Source organism: Anaerovirgula multivorans, from assembly GCF_900188145.1.
Taxonomy (GTDB): Bacteria; Bacillota; Clostridia; order Peptostreptococcales; family Natronincolaceae; genus Anaerovirgula; species Anaerovirgula multivorans.
Window position 1 is genome coordinate 276776 of sequence record NZ_FZOJ01000001.1, and the last position, 13362, is coordinate 290137.

Below are 13362 nucleotides of genomic sequence, written 5' to 3' on the forward strand. Positions count from 1 at the left end.
CCCTATCCCCTTCCTTCATTAATAGCTATTCTTAATCTCTTCATGTCGTTGTTCAATTGTGTAGATAATGTATTAAAAACAATATAATTTTTTGCTAATTCTCCCATCTCTACGTCAATATCTACGTTGTTACCATCTCTGCGTGTTTTGAAATTCTGTGGTGTGTTCACTTTATGATTCAAATCATTTAAGCTCTTAACACCAATCTGAATGTGCTTATCATGAGTGGTGCTCCCTGAAAGTTCACTGCCCTTCAAATATTTTTGCAGTAACGCTTCGAATTCTACATGAGATTTTTTAAAATTTGGTGTATTAGCATTGGCTATATTGTTTGAAATCACTTCATCTCTCTTCCATGTAGCGTTTAACGCTTTGGTCATTAAATCAACATTTTGAAACATATTACTCATATCTGTCTCCCCTCCCTCTTTGAAGGTTAATTTTTCATGTTTTACCGTCAAATTACTATTCGATACTACTCTTTATTCCATACTAGTAAACACCAAATTCAATTTGAAATTTTTTACTTTTTTTCTATATTATTGAATTTTTTTGCTTGCATCTATTCTATAATTCGATAATATATTACAAAATTCCTCCATTTTTTTTGTATTTTTTTGTTCCAAACAATTCTTGGGACTATATGACTAATAGCGACAATGGGAACCCATAGATATCTTGTCCTTTTCATCTAATTATTCGTAAGATATTATTAGTAATCTAAAATCAATAGATAATTATTGTCTAAGTGTTAGATGAAATCGAAATATGCATTAAAAATATCTACAACATGTTACTTGTCTTATGCATTGGTAAGTGAATACTCACTTACTTTATCGTAATTATATATGCTAAGATATACATTGTCAATTGCTGTAAGAAAATGTAATTCTATGGTACTACTAATTATTTCCAAATTCTCCTCTTAAAGTACTATTTCTAAATTTTTCACAACAAAATAGGAAGCCAATTTACTTTTGGCTTCCTAAATAATCATTCTATAAATTACTTAACGCTTTAGCTTTCTTAGTTCCTCAAGTAATCTATCATTTAATATTCTAATATGCGTTCCCTTCATACCTAAGGATCTTGATTCGATTACACCTGCACTTTCAAATTTTCTTAATGCATTAACAATAACAGACCTAGTTATGCCTACTCTATCTGCAATCTTACTTGCTACCAGTAACCCTTCATTGCCTTCTAATTCATTAAAGATATGTTCAACCGCTTCTAACTCTGAGTATGATAGTGTATCAATTGCCATTTGAACAACAGCTTTTTTCCTAGCTTCTTCTTCAATTTCTTCTGTCTTTGCTCTCAATATTTCTAAACCTACTACCGTAGCACTGTACTCAGCCATCACTAAATCCTCATCTTGGAATTCCTTTTCATGTCTAGCTAATACCATAGTTCCCAATCTTTTGCCACTACCATTAATAGGTACAATCGTTACCAATTTATTATAGCTTTCAACATCATATATAAATATTCTTAATAATTCATCCTGAGTAATATTAGATTGAGTTTCAATAATTTGTAATAGTTGATCATTGTATTCGTCTGGGAATCTTTTTGTTCCTGTTTTTTCATCAACTACTATCGGACAATCAGAAGTATCTGTTAAACTTACTCCCAGTACCTTTCCTCTTGAACTAGCAACATATACATTAGCATCTAATATCTCACTTAGAATTCTACAAAGTTCATTGAAGGATACTGCATGATCTCCAGATTGTTGTAATATTTTATTAATTCTCCTTGTTTTCTCTAATAAAGCGCTTGCCATTTTATTTCCTCCTTTGTTTTTTTAAATAATATACTTATCTTCTCTATAGTCTTTAACAGTATTTTTTAGCTTAGTTTTTACATATTGTTGATCTATTGTTACTTCTTTATGGATTAACTCTGGAGCATCAAAAGAAATGTCCTCCAGCAATTTTTCTGTTATAGTATAAAGCCTTCTAGCACCGATATTATCTCCTTGTTCATTGGTTAAATAGGAAATCCTCGCAATCTCATCTATAGCTTCCTCTAAAAAATGGATTTTTATACCTTCTGTCTCTAATAGCAGTTTATATTGAGTTAGCAGAGCATTTTGAGGTTGTGTTAAAATTCTTCTAAAATCTTCAACAGTTAAGTTGCTTAAATCAACCCTAATAGGAAACCTTCCCTGCAGTTCTGGTATTAAATCTGAAACTTTTGCAATGTGAAATGCGCCAGCGGCAATAAAAAGAATATGGTCAGTTTTTACTGGACCGTATTTCGTCATAACGGTTGAACCTTCGATAATAGGCAAAATATCTCTTTGCACTCCTTCTCTTGATATATCAGGTCCTGAACCTCCATGACTTCCTGCAATCTTATCAATCTCATCAATGAAGATGATTCCTTGTTGTTCTGTGTTTTTTATAGCAGTTGTAATAACTTCATCCATATCCACTAGTTTTTGCGCCTCTTCCTCCGTTAATACCTTCCTAGCTTCAGCTACAGTAACCTTCCTTTTTTTAGTTTTTTTAGGTAGTATCCCCCCCAGCATATCCTGGAGATTAATATTCATTTCTTCATTGCCTGACCCAAAGATTTCAAATGTATTAGGAGCTCGATCTTCTATCTCAATTTCTACTAATTCATTTTCCAACAAACCATCTTTCAGTTGCCTCTGTATTTGTTGTTTTTTTAGTTCTAAATCAGCTTCATCTCGATCATCCTTTTCATCTATATCCATGGTATTATTACCCTTAAATAACATATCAAAAGGATTTTTAAAACTAGTTTCCTTTTTAGGTGTGGGATCTAATAACTGTAGCAATCTCTGATTTGCTAATAATTTAGCTTTTTCATAATTTTGTTCTATATGTTTATTTTTAATGATTCTTATAGAGGCTTCGACTAAATCTCTAATCATAGATTCTACATCTCTTCCCACATAGCCTACTTCAGTAAACTTTGTAGCTTCTACTTTAATAAAAGGAGCATCAATTAGTTTGGCTAACCGACGTGCAATTTCTGTTTTTCCTACCCCAGTTGGTCCTATCATTAATATATTTTTGGGTTTAATTTCATCTTGAAATTCTGTTGCTATTTTACTTCTTCTGATTCTATTTCTCAAGGCAATAGCTACAGCTTTTTTAGCCTCCATCTGTCCAATAATATATTTGTCTAATTCTTCCACAATTTGTTTTGGTGTATACTCCTTCACATATCCCACCTCACTTTACTTCTACAATGTTTCCACAATGATTTGACGATTAGTAAAAACACAAATATCTGCAGCTATCTCTAAAGATTTCTGTACAATTTCTTTGCTGGATAGATTCGTATTGTTTTTCAGTGCAATTGCTGCTGCTAAAGCATAGGAACCGCCGGAGCCTATTGCAATAACATCATCATCAGGTTCGATCACCTCTCCTGATCCACTAATTAATAACATAGAATTCTTATTGAGGACAATTAGCATAGCTTCTAACTTCGTGAGTATTTTATCTCTCCTCCAGCTTTGGGCCAGCTCTATAGCAGCTCTCTTTAAATTGCCATCATGTTTTTCTAAGTAGTTTTCAAACTTATCTGCTAATGTAAAGGCATCTGATACTGAACCAGCAAAACCTATTAGTACTTGGTCTTTATATATTCGCCTAACTTTTTTAGCTTTTTGTTTAATTACAGTTCTTTCTCCTAATGTAACCTGCCCATCTCCAGCGATAGCACAATCCCTGTCGTTTCTTCTCACTGCTACAATCGTGGTCCCTTTCAACATAAAGCTTATCCACCACCTATCATTAATCCCAATTACTTAGTAAAATCTTAGATATTTCGCTCTCTATTCTTAATGTATTAAACATCTCTAGAATATTTGCAATCTTTATTGGTACATATGATCTTTTCACTTTTCTTATTAATTTTATGAGCCAATAAATTATCACAGTTTGGGCATTTTTCGTCGATCGGCTTGCCCCAAGATACATATCTGCATGTAGGAAATTCACTGCATCCATAAAACACTCTGCCTTTTTTTGATTTTCTTTCAACAATTTCTCCAGATTCACATTTAGGACATTTCACCCCTATTTTATGTATAATTGGTTTTGTAGAGGTACAGTCAGGATAATTAGAACATGCTAAAAACTTACCGTAACGTCCATACTTAATCAGCATTTTTGCATTGCATTTTTCACATACTTCATCACTTTCTTCGACTAAGTCAATCTCTTCAATATCTTCCTCAGCCTTTTCTAACATTTTCGCAAATGGGTCGTAAATTTTTTTTAAGAGCTTTGGCCAATCCTCTTTACCTTCTTCAATATAGTCCAATCTATTTTCAAAATCTGCTGTAAAGTTAATGTCTATTACATCTGTGAAGTAATCTTCTAATATTTCTGTAACAATGATCCCTAATTCAGTAGGTTTTAGATTTTTTCCTTCCTTTTCTACATAACCTCTGGATAAAATAGTTGAGATCGTTGGTGAATAAGTACTTGGACGCCCAATGCCTAATTCTTCCATAGTTTTTACTAAAGAAGCTTCTGTATACCTAGCAGGTGGTTGAGTAAAATGCTGATTCGGAATGATGTCACGAATGTCAATTTTTTCTCCCACCTCCAATATTGGTAAGTTAACTTCTTCAGAGATTGCAGCAAAAGAATAAACCTTTAAAAACCCATCAAAATTCAATCTGGAGCCAGTAGCCCTAAACCTTATGTTGTTTACTTGTAGTTCTATCGTTAAGGTATCATAAATAGCTGGTGTCATTAGGCTTGCTACAAATCTTTCCCAAATCAATTTATACAATCTATATTGATCCCTAGATAAAGAAGACTTAATACTATCTGGATGTCTTAGGACATCTGTTGGTCGGATAGCTTCATGCGCATCTTGAATCTCTTGGTTCTTTTTGGGAGCAGCCTTAGGAGTTTCATTAGCATATTTTTCGCCTAAATTATCTGTAATATATTGATGTGCACTTTTTTTAGCCTCTTCAGATAATCTAGTAGAATCTGTACGAATATAAGTAATTAGTCCTACAGTTCCTCCTTTTTCAAGGTCAATTCCTTCATAAAGCTGTTGCGCAACTGACATGGTTTTTTTTGTTGAATAACCTAATCTATTGGACGCCTCCTGTTGTAAAGTACTGGTTGTGAAGGGATGATTAGGATTTCTTTTTTTAGTACTTTTCTTTACATCCATCACAGTTAGTTCTTTGTTTTTTATTTCACTAATGATATTATTTGCTTCTTCTTGAGACTTAATCTCTTTATTTCCTTGATGATCACTATGAAATTTCACTTGAAAAGCTTCTTTTTTACTAGTTTCTACTTTTAATACTAAACTCCAGTACTCTTCAGGAACAAACTTGATTATTTCTTCTTCACGATCTTTAATGATTTTAGTAGCAACGGATTGCACTCTACCAGCACTTAAGCCTTTTCGCATTTTTCGCCATAATAGAGGACTAAGTTTATAACCTACTAACCTATCTAATACCCTTCTAGCCTGTTGAGCATCAACTAAGTTTTTATTGATTTTTCTAGGCTTTTTAATAGCATTCTTAATTGCATTTTTAGTTATTTCATTGAATTCAATTCTGCAGGGAACATCATCTTTAATATTTAATGCGTTTGACAAGTGCCAAGATATCGCTTCACCTTCTCTATCAGGGTCAGTTGCAAGGTATATCTTTTTTGCTTTTTTTGCTTCCGCCTTGATTTCCTTCAATATTGGTCCTTTGCCTCTTATCGTAATATATTCAGGTTTAAAATTATTTTCTATATCAATGCCAAGTTTACTTTTTGGCAGATCTATAATATGACCCACAGAGGCCTTTACAACATAATTTTTACCTAAGAATTTTTTGATTGTTTTTGCTTTAGCAGGTGACTCTACAATAACTAAGGACTTAGTCAATCACCTCACCTCCAGTATATCGTTGTTTTTGGAATAATTAGACAAAATTAAATTCAATCCATTATATCAGTTTATTTATGTGCTGTAAATGTTTTTCCTGGCAATTGATCAATAAAGCCCTTTAATTCTAAAACCGTTAAGATTGTATTTAAATCAGAAATATTCATACCACTTTGATAAGTAATCAAATCTACATGTATTGGCTCTTGTTTTATGATTTCATAAACCTTCATTTCTTCACTGCTTAAAGCTTCCCTTACTTCTACTTTCTCTTTTCTATTTTCTAACGGATATTTATACTTTAATTCTTCGATAATATCGTCTATATCTAAAAGAATTTTTGCACCTTCCTTTATTAGTTTATTCGTGCCTTTGCTTTGGTAGTTATTTATATTACCTGGAAGAGCAAAAACATCCTTTCCTTGCTCTAACGCACATTCAACTGTAATAAGCGTACCACTTTTCTCCCCTGCTTCAATTACCACTACACCATCTGATAGACCACTAATAATTCGATTTCTCGCAGGAAAATTATGTTTTAACGGTTCTACCCCCGGTCCATATTCCGAAACGATACAACCCTTCTCTTCTATTTGTTTAAATAGCTGATAGTTTGATCGCGGATAATATTGGTCAATCCCACAGCCCAATACTCCAATAGTATATCCATTCGCTTCTAATGCCCCCTTGTGTCCTTCAGCATCAATACCTAATGCTAAACCACTCACCACTCCAATGTCCCATTCCACCAGTTCTTTTGAAAACTTTTTTGCTGCCCATCTGCCATAAGCAGTAGATTTTCTAGCCCCTACTATAGCAATAAGAGGTTTTTGGAAGTTCATTGTTCCTTTTATATATATTACATAGGGTGGATTATATATTCGTTTCAATTTTTCAGGATAGTCATTATCTAAGATCGTCTTAGTTTCATACCAGTCCTGTGTTTTTTTGTTTATTATACCATCCAAGAAACATTTGTTTCTAGTTTTCAACATTTTATCAGCAATTATACGATGATTGTATAGAACTTCGTAAAGATGCACTTCTTTTGCATTCCAAATTTCTGAAAGATTTCCAAAATAATCTATCATATCCAAAATCATTTCATAGGTTATTCCACCTAATTGATTAAGCCAAATTAATAGATTTCTTTCATTTATCATACTTTACCTCCCTACAAGATTAGAAGTCCTTCTATATTGAAGTGCTTCAGCTAAATGATCAACTTTGATAGCATCACATCCATCTAAATCTGCAATCGTTCGAGTAATTTTGATTATTCTATTATAGGCCCGAGCGCTCAACTTCATTCTTTCGTAGGCATTGCTTAATAACTGTTGAGATTTATTATCTAATACACAGTGCTTTTTTACAGCAGAAGCAGTTAGCTGACTGTTAAAAGTAAATTTAGTATTCTTGTACCTTTGCAATTGTCTTTGACGAGCTTTTTCTACTCTTTGTCTTATTTCTTTGGATCCTTCTGTTGCCTTATTACTAGTTAAATCCCTATAGGAAACTGCTGTAGTTTCAATAACAATATCCATACGGTCCATGAGAGGTCCTGATATTTTGCCTGCATAACGATTTACTTGATGCGGTGTACAACTACATCGGTGATCATTGCCTTCAGTACCATAATATCCACAGGGGCACGGATTCATGGAACAAACCAGCATAAACTTAGCTGGGTATGTGAAGGAACCGTTTGCTCTAGATATGGTTATAAATCCATCTTCTAAAGGTTGTCTTAGAACTTCTAATGCATTTTTGTTGAATTCAGGTAACTCATCTAAAAACAGCACCCCATAATGGCTTAAGGAAACCTCTCCAGGCTTAGGGATGCGACCTCCTCCAGTTAACGCCACCATGGATGAAGTATGGTGTGGCGATCTAAAGGGTCTTTGAGCTACTAAGCCTTTATTAGGTTCTAGCAAGCCTGTGATGCTATATATTTTTGTGATTTCCATCGCCTCTTCAAACGTCAACTTAGGGAGGATAGAAGGTAGTCTTCTGGCTGCCATTGTTTTACCAGAGCCTGGGGGCCCTGTCATGAGAAGATTATGGCAACCTGCTGCTACAATCTCCAAACCTCTTTTTAAGTTTTCTTGACCTCTTAAATCCTTTAGATCATCCTCAAACTCATGAAATTCTAATTCCTCTACATTATTTCCAACAAAGGTCTGTACTTGGATCTCCCCTTTAATGAACAAAACCAATTCTTTTAGAGACTTTATTCCTATACACTGTAGTCCATTGACGAGCTTAGCCTCTTCTATGTTCATTAATGGTAGTATAACCTTGCTACATCCTTTATCATAGGCTTCTAACAACATAGGTAAAACGCCATTGATCCGGTTAACCTCTCCATCTAATGATAGTTCTCCTAAAGTAATGATTTCGGAAAAATTTTCAAGTGTAATTTGTCTAGATGCAGCCAAAATACCAAGAGCAATAGGCAAATCAAAATGGGTACCTTCTTTCTTAGTATCTGCTGGAGATAAGTTGATTGTTATTCTTTTTAAAGGAAATTCAAATCCACTATTATTGATGGCAGCCCTTACTCTCTCTTTAGATTCTTTCAGTGCAACGTCTGGCAGTCCGACGATGTTCACAACAGGCAGTCCATTAGCTATATCTACCTCAACTTCAATCTCCGTTACTTGTAGACCATAAATACAACAAGTTTTTATTTTAGCAAGCATATCCACACACCCTAATTCATGAATTTGTCCTTCCGTGCATTGCTAAGTCTCCCGCTTCAACAAGCGGGAGATCAAGCACTACATTCTGGAAGTAAATTCGACTACAAATTCAGTGGGAGTAAAAACTCCCTCTGAATTAAGTCTCATCTTATACTTAATATAAGTAAAGTATTCTATATATAATAGTTTATCCCTTTAAATTCTACATCTTTTTTCCATAAATTAGGTATATGCTGTAAAAACCTGCTGTAATCTTATGATTCAATAAGGGCTTTGCCCGTCATTCAACGTTTTCAGTGGGAGATTGAACTCCCACTGAAAAAATTAAGTGGAACCCGCCGCCTATAGAGGCGGGGGACATCTTAATTTAGTTATATTTAAAAAGCATTTTCAATGTGATTTATTTGATAGGATTCCTCCATCCATTGAACTTCCATGACATCAAAACGAAAATTAACATCTTGTATTTTTTTATGTTGTATGTACTGTTGTGCCAATCTATGTAAAGTCATTTGTTTTCTATAGTTAACTGCTTCCCTAGGCAACCCAAAAACCGTAGATTTTCTAGTTTTTACTTCTATAAAAACCACAACATTATTTTTCTGTGCTATAATGTCGATTTCTCCTAGTTTGGTTCTGTAGTTATTGACTAATATACTATAACCTTGATCAATTAAATATTTTCTACTTAACTGTTCCCCCAGTTCACCAACTTTTTTTCTCATACCCATTCCCCTCTTAATATTAGGTTAAAATTTTTTTAAGGAAACTTTTTCTGTGCATTTCTGTCGCTCCATAATTTATCAGAGCCTCCTTATGGGCTTTTGTGGCATATCCTTTGTGTTGAAGTATCCCATATTGGGGATACTGTCCATGCCATTCTACACATAGCTTATCTCTTGTAACCTTAGCGATTATCGATGCAGCTGCAATGCCATGAACTAAATCATCTCCTTTGATGATGGCCCTTTGAGGAATGTTGGTTTCAATTTCTTCTGCATCAATTAGTATGTAATCAGGTATAGCTGAGTTTCCCCGATAATCCTTCAAATCATTAACTGCTTCCTTCATAGCTAATCTAGCTGCATTTTTAATGTTAATTTCATCGATTATTTTTGATGATACGATGCCAATACCAATTGCTATAGCCTTTTCTTTAATAATTTCATACATCTCCTCCCGCTTTTTGGGGGAGAGCTTTTTTGAATCCTTCACACCCTCTATCTTTAAACCTTTAGGTAAGATTACAGATGCTGCTAAAACAGGTCCAAATAAACACCCTCTTCCAACCTCATCACAGAAAGCAAGGTTCTTATATCCAATTTCCCAGAGACTATTTTCTATATGTAATTCCATTAATTTTTTATCCCCCTTGTTATTCTATACCCACAATTTTTATTACAAAGCTACAAATGGTTCTTCTAAAGAAATTTTACCTATTTTGCCCCCACGAAACTCATCTAGTATCATATTAGCTACTCTTGAATAGTCTACTTCACCGCCACTAATAATGCAACCTCGATTTTTAGCTATTTTGTTCATTATATCTATAGGTAAGTCTAACACTTCATCTAATTTATATCTAGCTACCAATTTATCCTTATCCTGTTGCCATAGCTTCTCTGTTAATTTGAGAGCAAGTGTTTCTACATCCATAATCTCATCTTTAATTGCTCCTGTGAAAGCTAGATTAAGTGCCACCTCTTGATCTTCGAACTTAGGCCATAGAATACCTGGTGTATCTAGCAGTTCCATATTTCCCCTCAATCTAATCCATTGCTTACCTTTCGTAACTCCAGGACGATCTCCAGTTTTAGCACTTTTCCTTCCAGTTAACCTATTAATTATAGACGATTTCCCAACATTAGGAATGCCTACAATCATGACTCGTATCGCTCTTCCCTTTATTCCTTTTGCTTTTAAAGCCTCCATCTTCTCTTTCACAACATCTTCGGCTTCAACTAACACTTGTTTTAGTCCTTTGCCTTCTATTGTGTCAACAGGTATCGCTCTTATTCCTTGGTTTTTATAATAATCTATCCATTTTTTTGTGACTCGATCATTTGCTAAGTCAACCTTGTTTAATACCACGACCTTCGGCTTATTTCCTATTACTTCATCTATAACAGGATTCTTACTGCTTAAAGGAATTCTCGCATCTAATAATTCAAACACCACATCTACTAGCTTAAGTTGTTCTCTTAACAACTCTCGAGTTTTTTTCATATGTCCAGGATACCAATTTATATTCATCATATCGCTCCTTTATCATTCATGAAGAATTAGAGGACTTGGTTAGACTATAATTAATTTTAGCATTATTTAATAGCGAAATAAAAGGGACTGTTTACAGTCCCTTTTATACTAGTATTTTTTCTTTTCTTTAATCTTAAACGCTGCTTTACCAATTCTATCTCTTAAATAAAATAGCTTAGCTCTTCTAACTTTACCATGTTTTATCACTTCAATCTTTTCAAGCTTTGGAGAGTGCACTGGGAAAGTTCTTTCCACACCTACACCATAAGAAATTCTTCTTACAGTAAAGGTTTCTCCAATACCTCCACCTTGTTTTTTAATAACGATTCCTTCAAAAACCTGTATTCTTTCTCTATTACCTTCTTTAATTCTTACATGTACTTTTACTGTGTCACCAGTATTAAAATCTACAACATCGCTTTTAAGTTGTTCTTTTTCAATAGCTCTAATTAAATCCATGGTTGTACCTCCTTCCTTCCTAGACGTTCATATGTTTTCATAGAGGACCGTCCGTACTAACTTTGCAATTATATCATAACTATTCTAATAGTTCAATAGTTTCCTAGCTATGTTTTTTTAAGAAATCCAAGGTTTTTTTATCCTCATCTGATAGGCTAGCATTTTCAAGCAAATCAGGTCTTCTTTCAAAGGTGATTTCTAAGGATTTCTTTCTTCTCCATTTTTCTATTTCTTTATGATTGCCAGAGGATAATACCGAAGGGACTTCTAATCCTCTAAAATCATAGGGTCTGGTGTAATGTGGATATTCCAACAATCCTGAATAGAAAGATTCCTCTTGAAAGCTTTCCTCTTGACCTAAAACACCTGGTATTAACCTAGCTACAGCATCTATTATAACAGCTACCGGTAGTTCTCCTCCAGTTAATACGTAATCTCCAATAGATATTTCGTCTGTTACTAATGAATCAATAACTCTTTGATCAATCCCTTCATAATGACCACAGATAAATATCAAAGAGTCTTCCTTAGCAAGGTTAAGAGCTAACTCTTGGTTAAAAACTTTTCCTTTAGGCGAACAATATATTGTTCTTATGTCTTCATTATTAGCCATAACGTCTTTGATTGCAGCTTGATAGCAATCAAATATAGGTTGTGGTGTCATGATCATACCTGCTCCACCACCATACGGGTAGTCATCAACTTTTTTATGCTTGCTATCTGAAAAATCCCTAATATTTATATATTCTATATCTATTAGACCTTTTTCTTGAGCGTTTTTTATTATGCTAACATCTAAAGGTCCTTTAACTATTTCAGGAAATAAAGTTAGTACTTTAATCCTCATTATTCTATCATTCCTTCAATGGGTTTAACAATGATTCTACCTGTTTCAAGAGAAATTTCCGGGATGAACTCCTTTACTGCTGGAATCATTACTTCTTTTCCCTGTTGATTTTTAATGACATATACTTCACTTGACCCTGCCTGCAGTATATCCACTACTTTGCCTAAATATTCCTCCTCAGCAGTATAAACCTCTAAACCAATGATATCTGAGATATAATAGGTATCCTCAGCCAATACTCTTTTTTGACTTTCATCTATTAGTAGATACTTCCCTTTAAATTTTTCTACTTGATTAATATCATCATAATCTTTAAAGGAAATCAGCAAATTTTTAGGTCTATATTTAATACTATTGATATAGAATTTTTTTTCAACACCTTCAATATAAATCCATTCTAATTCTTCAAATCGCTCATCGTAATCTGTTAAGGAAAGAACTTTCACTTCCCCTTTGATTCCATGGGTATTTAGTATTTTCCCAACTTTTATATATTTCATATATTCTACACCCTTTTTAAAATTAGAGGATATCTTTAAACTAACGTTAGTATTAGCTTAAAAATCAAATTTTATAGTATAAAATAGTCTTCTTTTGAAAGATTTAAAGAATGACTATTTTTAAGATTTAATTTGAATAAGGATTAGGGAACCCTAATCCTTTGCTGTTAGATAATCTCTACAATCACTCTTTTGTTTTCCTTAGTGGCAGCTGCTTTGACCACGGTTCTAATGGCTTTTGCAATTCTACCTTGCTTTCCAATGACTTTTCCCATATCATCTGGGGCTACCTTTAACTCTACAATAATAGATTGATTGCCTTCAACCTCAGTAACTACAACTTCTTCTGGATGATCTACTAGTGCTTTAGCGATAATTTCCACTAAATGACCCATTTGTATACCCCCTAGTATATAGAATTATTATTCAATAATCCCATTCTTTTTAAACAAGTCTTTTACAGTATCTGTTGGTTGTGCACCATTGCCTAACCATTTGATTGCTTTCTCATTATCTATTTTTATTTCCTTTGGTTGGGAAATTGGATTGTAGTATCCTATCTCTTCGATAAATCTACCATCTCTAGGAGCTCTAGCATCAGCAACTACGATTCTGTAAAAAGGTCTTTTCTTTTGACCCATTCTTTTTAATCTAATTTTTACTGCCATTTTTTTCACCTCCTTTAAATATTCAAAAG

At 33.7% G+C, this 13362-nt stretch carries 15 protein-coding genes; all 15 read right to left on the minus strand.

Annotated features, from left to right (window positions below):
- Nucleotides 1-2: 2 nt before the first annotated feature.
- The 15 genes from flgB to rpsP all read right to left on the minus strand — a co-directional run bounded on the left by flgB (nt 3) and on the right by rpsP (nt 13333).
- A complete protein-coding gene (gene flgB / locus CHB72_RS01485; RefSeq protein WP_089281084.1) occupies nt 3-410 on the minus strand; it encodes a flagellar basal body rod protein FlgB in 408 nt (135 codons plus the stop codon).
- A gap of 599 nt (nt 411-1009) precedes the next feature.
- Nucleotides 1010-1789, minus strand: a complete 780-nt coding sequence (gene codY / locus CHB72_RS01490; protein ID WP_089281085.1) for a GTP-sensing pleiotropic transcriptional regulator CodY — start codon at nt 1787-1789, stop codon at nt 1010-1012.
- A gap of 21 nt (nt 1790-1810) precedes the next feature.
- Nucleotides 1811-3202 (minus strand): ATP-dependent protease ATPase subunit HslU, encoded by a 1392-nt coding sequence (hslU, locus tag CHB72_RS01495; protein ID WP_089281086.1) that lies wholly within the window; start codon nt 3200-3202, stop codon nt 1811-1813.
- 21 nt (nt 3203-3223) lie between these two features.
- Nucleotides 3224-3757, minus strand: coding sequence for an ATP-dependent protease subunit HslV (gene hslV / locus CHB72_RS01500; RefSeq protein WP_089281087.1), 534 nt, complete (start codon nt 3755-3757; stop codon nt 3224-3226).
- 77 nt (nt 3758-3834) lie between these two features.
- Nucleotides 3835-5901, minus strand: coding sequence for a type I DNA topoisomerase (topA, locus tag CHB72_RS01505; RefSeq protein WP_089281088.1), 2067 nt, complete (start codon nt 5899-5901; stop codon nt 3835-3837).
- Nucleotides 5902-5972: 71 nt separating this feature from the next.
- Nucleotides 5973-7064 (minus strand): DNA-processing protein DprA, encoded by a 1092-nt coding sequence (gene dprA, locus CHB72_RS01510; protein WP_089281089.1) that lies wholly within the window; start codon nt 7062-7064, stop codon nt 5973-5975.
- 3 nt (nt 7065-7067) lie between these two features.
- A complete protein-coding gene (locus CHB72_RS01515; protein ID WP_089281090.1) occupies nt 7068-8603 on the minus strand; it encodes a YifB family Mg chelatase-like AAA ATPase in 1536 nt (511 codons plus the stop codon).
- A gap of 377 nt (nt 8604-8980) precedes the next feature.
- Nucleotides 8981-9328 carry a YraN family protein gene (locus CHB72_RS01520; RefSeq protein WP_089281091.1) on the minus strand — a complete coding sequence of 116 codons (348 nt, stop codon included), beginning with the start codon at nt 9326-9328 and terminating at the stop codon, nt 8981-8983.
- 19 nt (nt 9329-9347) lie between these two features.
- Nucleotides 9348-9959, minus strand: coding sequence for a ribonuclease HII (locus CHB72_RS01525; RefSeq protein WP_089281092.1), 612 nt, complete (start codon nt 9957-9959; stop codon nt 9348-9350).
- A gap of 42 nt (nt 9960-10001) precedes the next feature.
- Nucleotides 10002-10856, minus strand: coding sequence for a ribosome biogenesis GTPase YlqF (gene ylqF, locus CHB72_RS01530; RefSeq protein WP_089281093.1), 855 nt, complete (start codon nt 10854-10856; stop codon nt 10002-10004).
- A 111-nt stretch (nt 10857-10967) separates the two neighbouring features.
- Entirely contained in the window at nt 10968-11318 is a 351-nt protein-coding gene (rplS, locus tag CHB72_RS01535; RefSeq protein WP_089281094.1) for a 50S ribosomal protein L19, read from the minus strand.
- 103 nt (nt 11319-11421) lie between these two features.
- The gene (trmD, locus tag CHB72_RS01540) at nt 11422-12165 is read right to left on the minus strand and encodes a tRNA (guanosine(37)-N1)-methyltransferase TrmD (RefSeq protein WP_089281095.1); all 744 of its coding nucleotides are present in this window, start codon (nt 12163-12165) and stop codon (nt 11422-11424) included.
- Nucleotides 12165-12665: a ribosome maturation factor RimM gene (rimM, locus tag CHB72_RS01545; protein WP_089281096.1), complete on the minus strand. Its 501-nt coding sequence runs from the start codon at nt 12663-12665 to the stop codon at nt 12165-12167. The genes trmD and rimM overlap by 1 nt, the downstream gene beginning before the upstream one ends.
- A 167-nt stretch (nt 12666-12832) precedes the next feature.
- Nucleotides 12833-13060: a KH domain-containing protein gene (locus CHB72_RS01550; RefSeq protein ID WP_089281097.1), complete on the minus strand. Its 228-nt coding sequence runs from the start codon at nt 13058-13060 to the stop codon at nt 12833-12835.
- Nucleotides 13061-13087: 27 nt separating this feature from the next.
- Entirely contained in the window at nt 13088-13333 is a 246-nt protein-coding gene (rpsP, locus tag CHB72_RS01555; protein WP_089281098.1) for a 30S ribosomal protein S16, read from the minus strand.
- Nucleotides 13334-13362: the final 29 nt, after the last annotated feature.

Excerpts from the sequence above, each read along its gene's own strand:
- flgB (WP_089281084.1), bottom strand. The coding sequence starts at position 410 with ATGAGTAATATGTTTCAAAATGTTGATTTAATGACCAAAGCGTTAAAC.
- codY (WP_089281085.1), bottom strand. The coding sequence starts at position 1,789 with ATGGCAAGCGCTTTATTAGAGAAAACAAGGAGAATTAATAAAATATTA.
- hslV (WP_089281087.1), bottom strand. The coding sequence starts at position 3,757 with ATGTTGAAAGGGACCACGATTGTAGCAGTGAGAAGAAACGACAGGGAT.
- dprA (WP_089281089.1), bottom strand. The coding sequence starts at position 7,064 with ATGATAAATGAAAGAAATCTATTAATTTGGCTTAATCAATTAGGTGGA.
- CHB72_RS01515 (WP_089281090.1), bottom strand. The coding sequence starts at position 8,603 with ATGCTTGCTAAAATAAAAACTTGTTGTATTTATGGTCTACAAGTAACG.
- CHB72_RS01520 (WP_089281091.1), bottom strand. The coding sequence starts at position 9,328 with ATGAGAAAAAAAGTTGGTGAACTGGGGGAACAGTTAAGTAGAAAATAT.
- CHB72_RS01525 (WP_089281092.1), bottom strand. The coding sequence starts at position 9,959 with ATGGAATTACATATAGAAAATAGTCTCTGGGAAATTGGATATAAGAAC.
- ylqF (WP_089281093.1), bottom strand. The coding sequence starts at position 10,856 with ATGAATATAAATTGGTATCCTGGACATATGAAAAAAACTCGAGAGTTG.
- rplS (WP_089281094.1), bottom strand. The coding sequence starts at position 11,318 with ATGGATTTAATTAGAGCTATTGAAAAAGAACAACTTAAAAGCGATGTT.
- trmD (WP_089281095.1), bottom strand. The coding sequence starts at position 12,165 with ATGAGGATTAAAGTACTAACTTTATTTCCTGAAATAGTTAAAGGACCT.
- rimM (WP_089281096.1), bottom strand. The coding sequence starts at position 12,665 with ATGAAATATATAAAAGTTGGGAAAATACTAAATACCCATGGAATCAAA.
- CHB72_RS01550 (WP_089281097.1), bottom strand. The coding sequence starts at position 13,060 with ATGGGTCATTTAGTGGAAATTATCGCTAAAGCACTAGTAGATCATCCA.
- rpsP (WP_089281098.1), bottom strand. The coding sequence starts at position 13,333 with ATGGCAGTAAAAATTAGATTAAAAAGAATGGGTCAAAAGAAAAGACCT.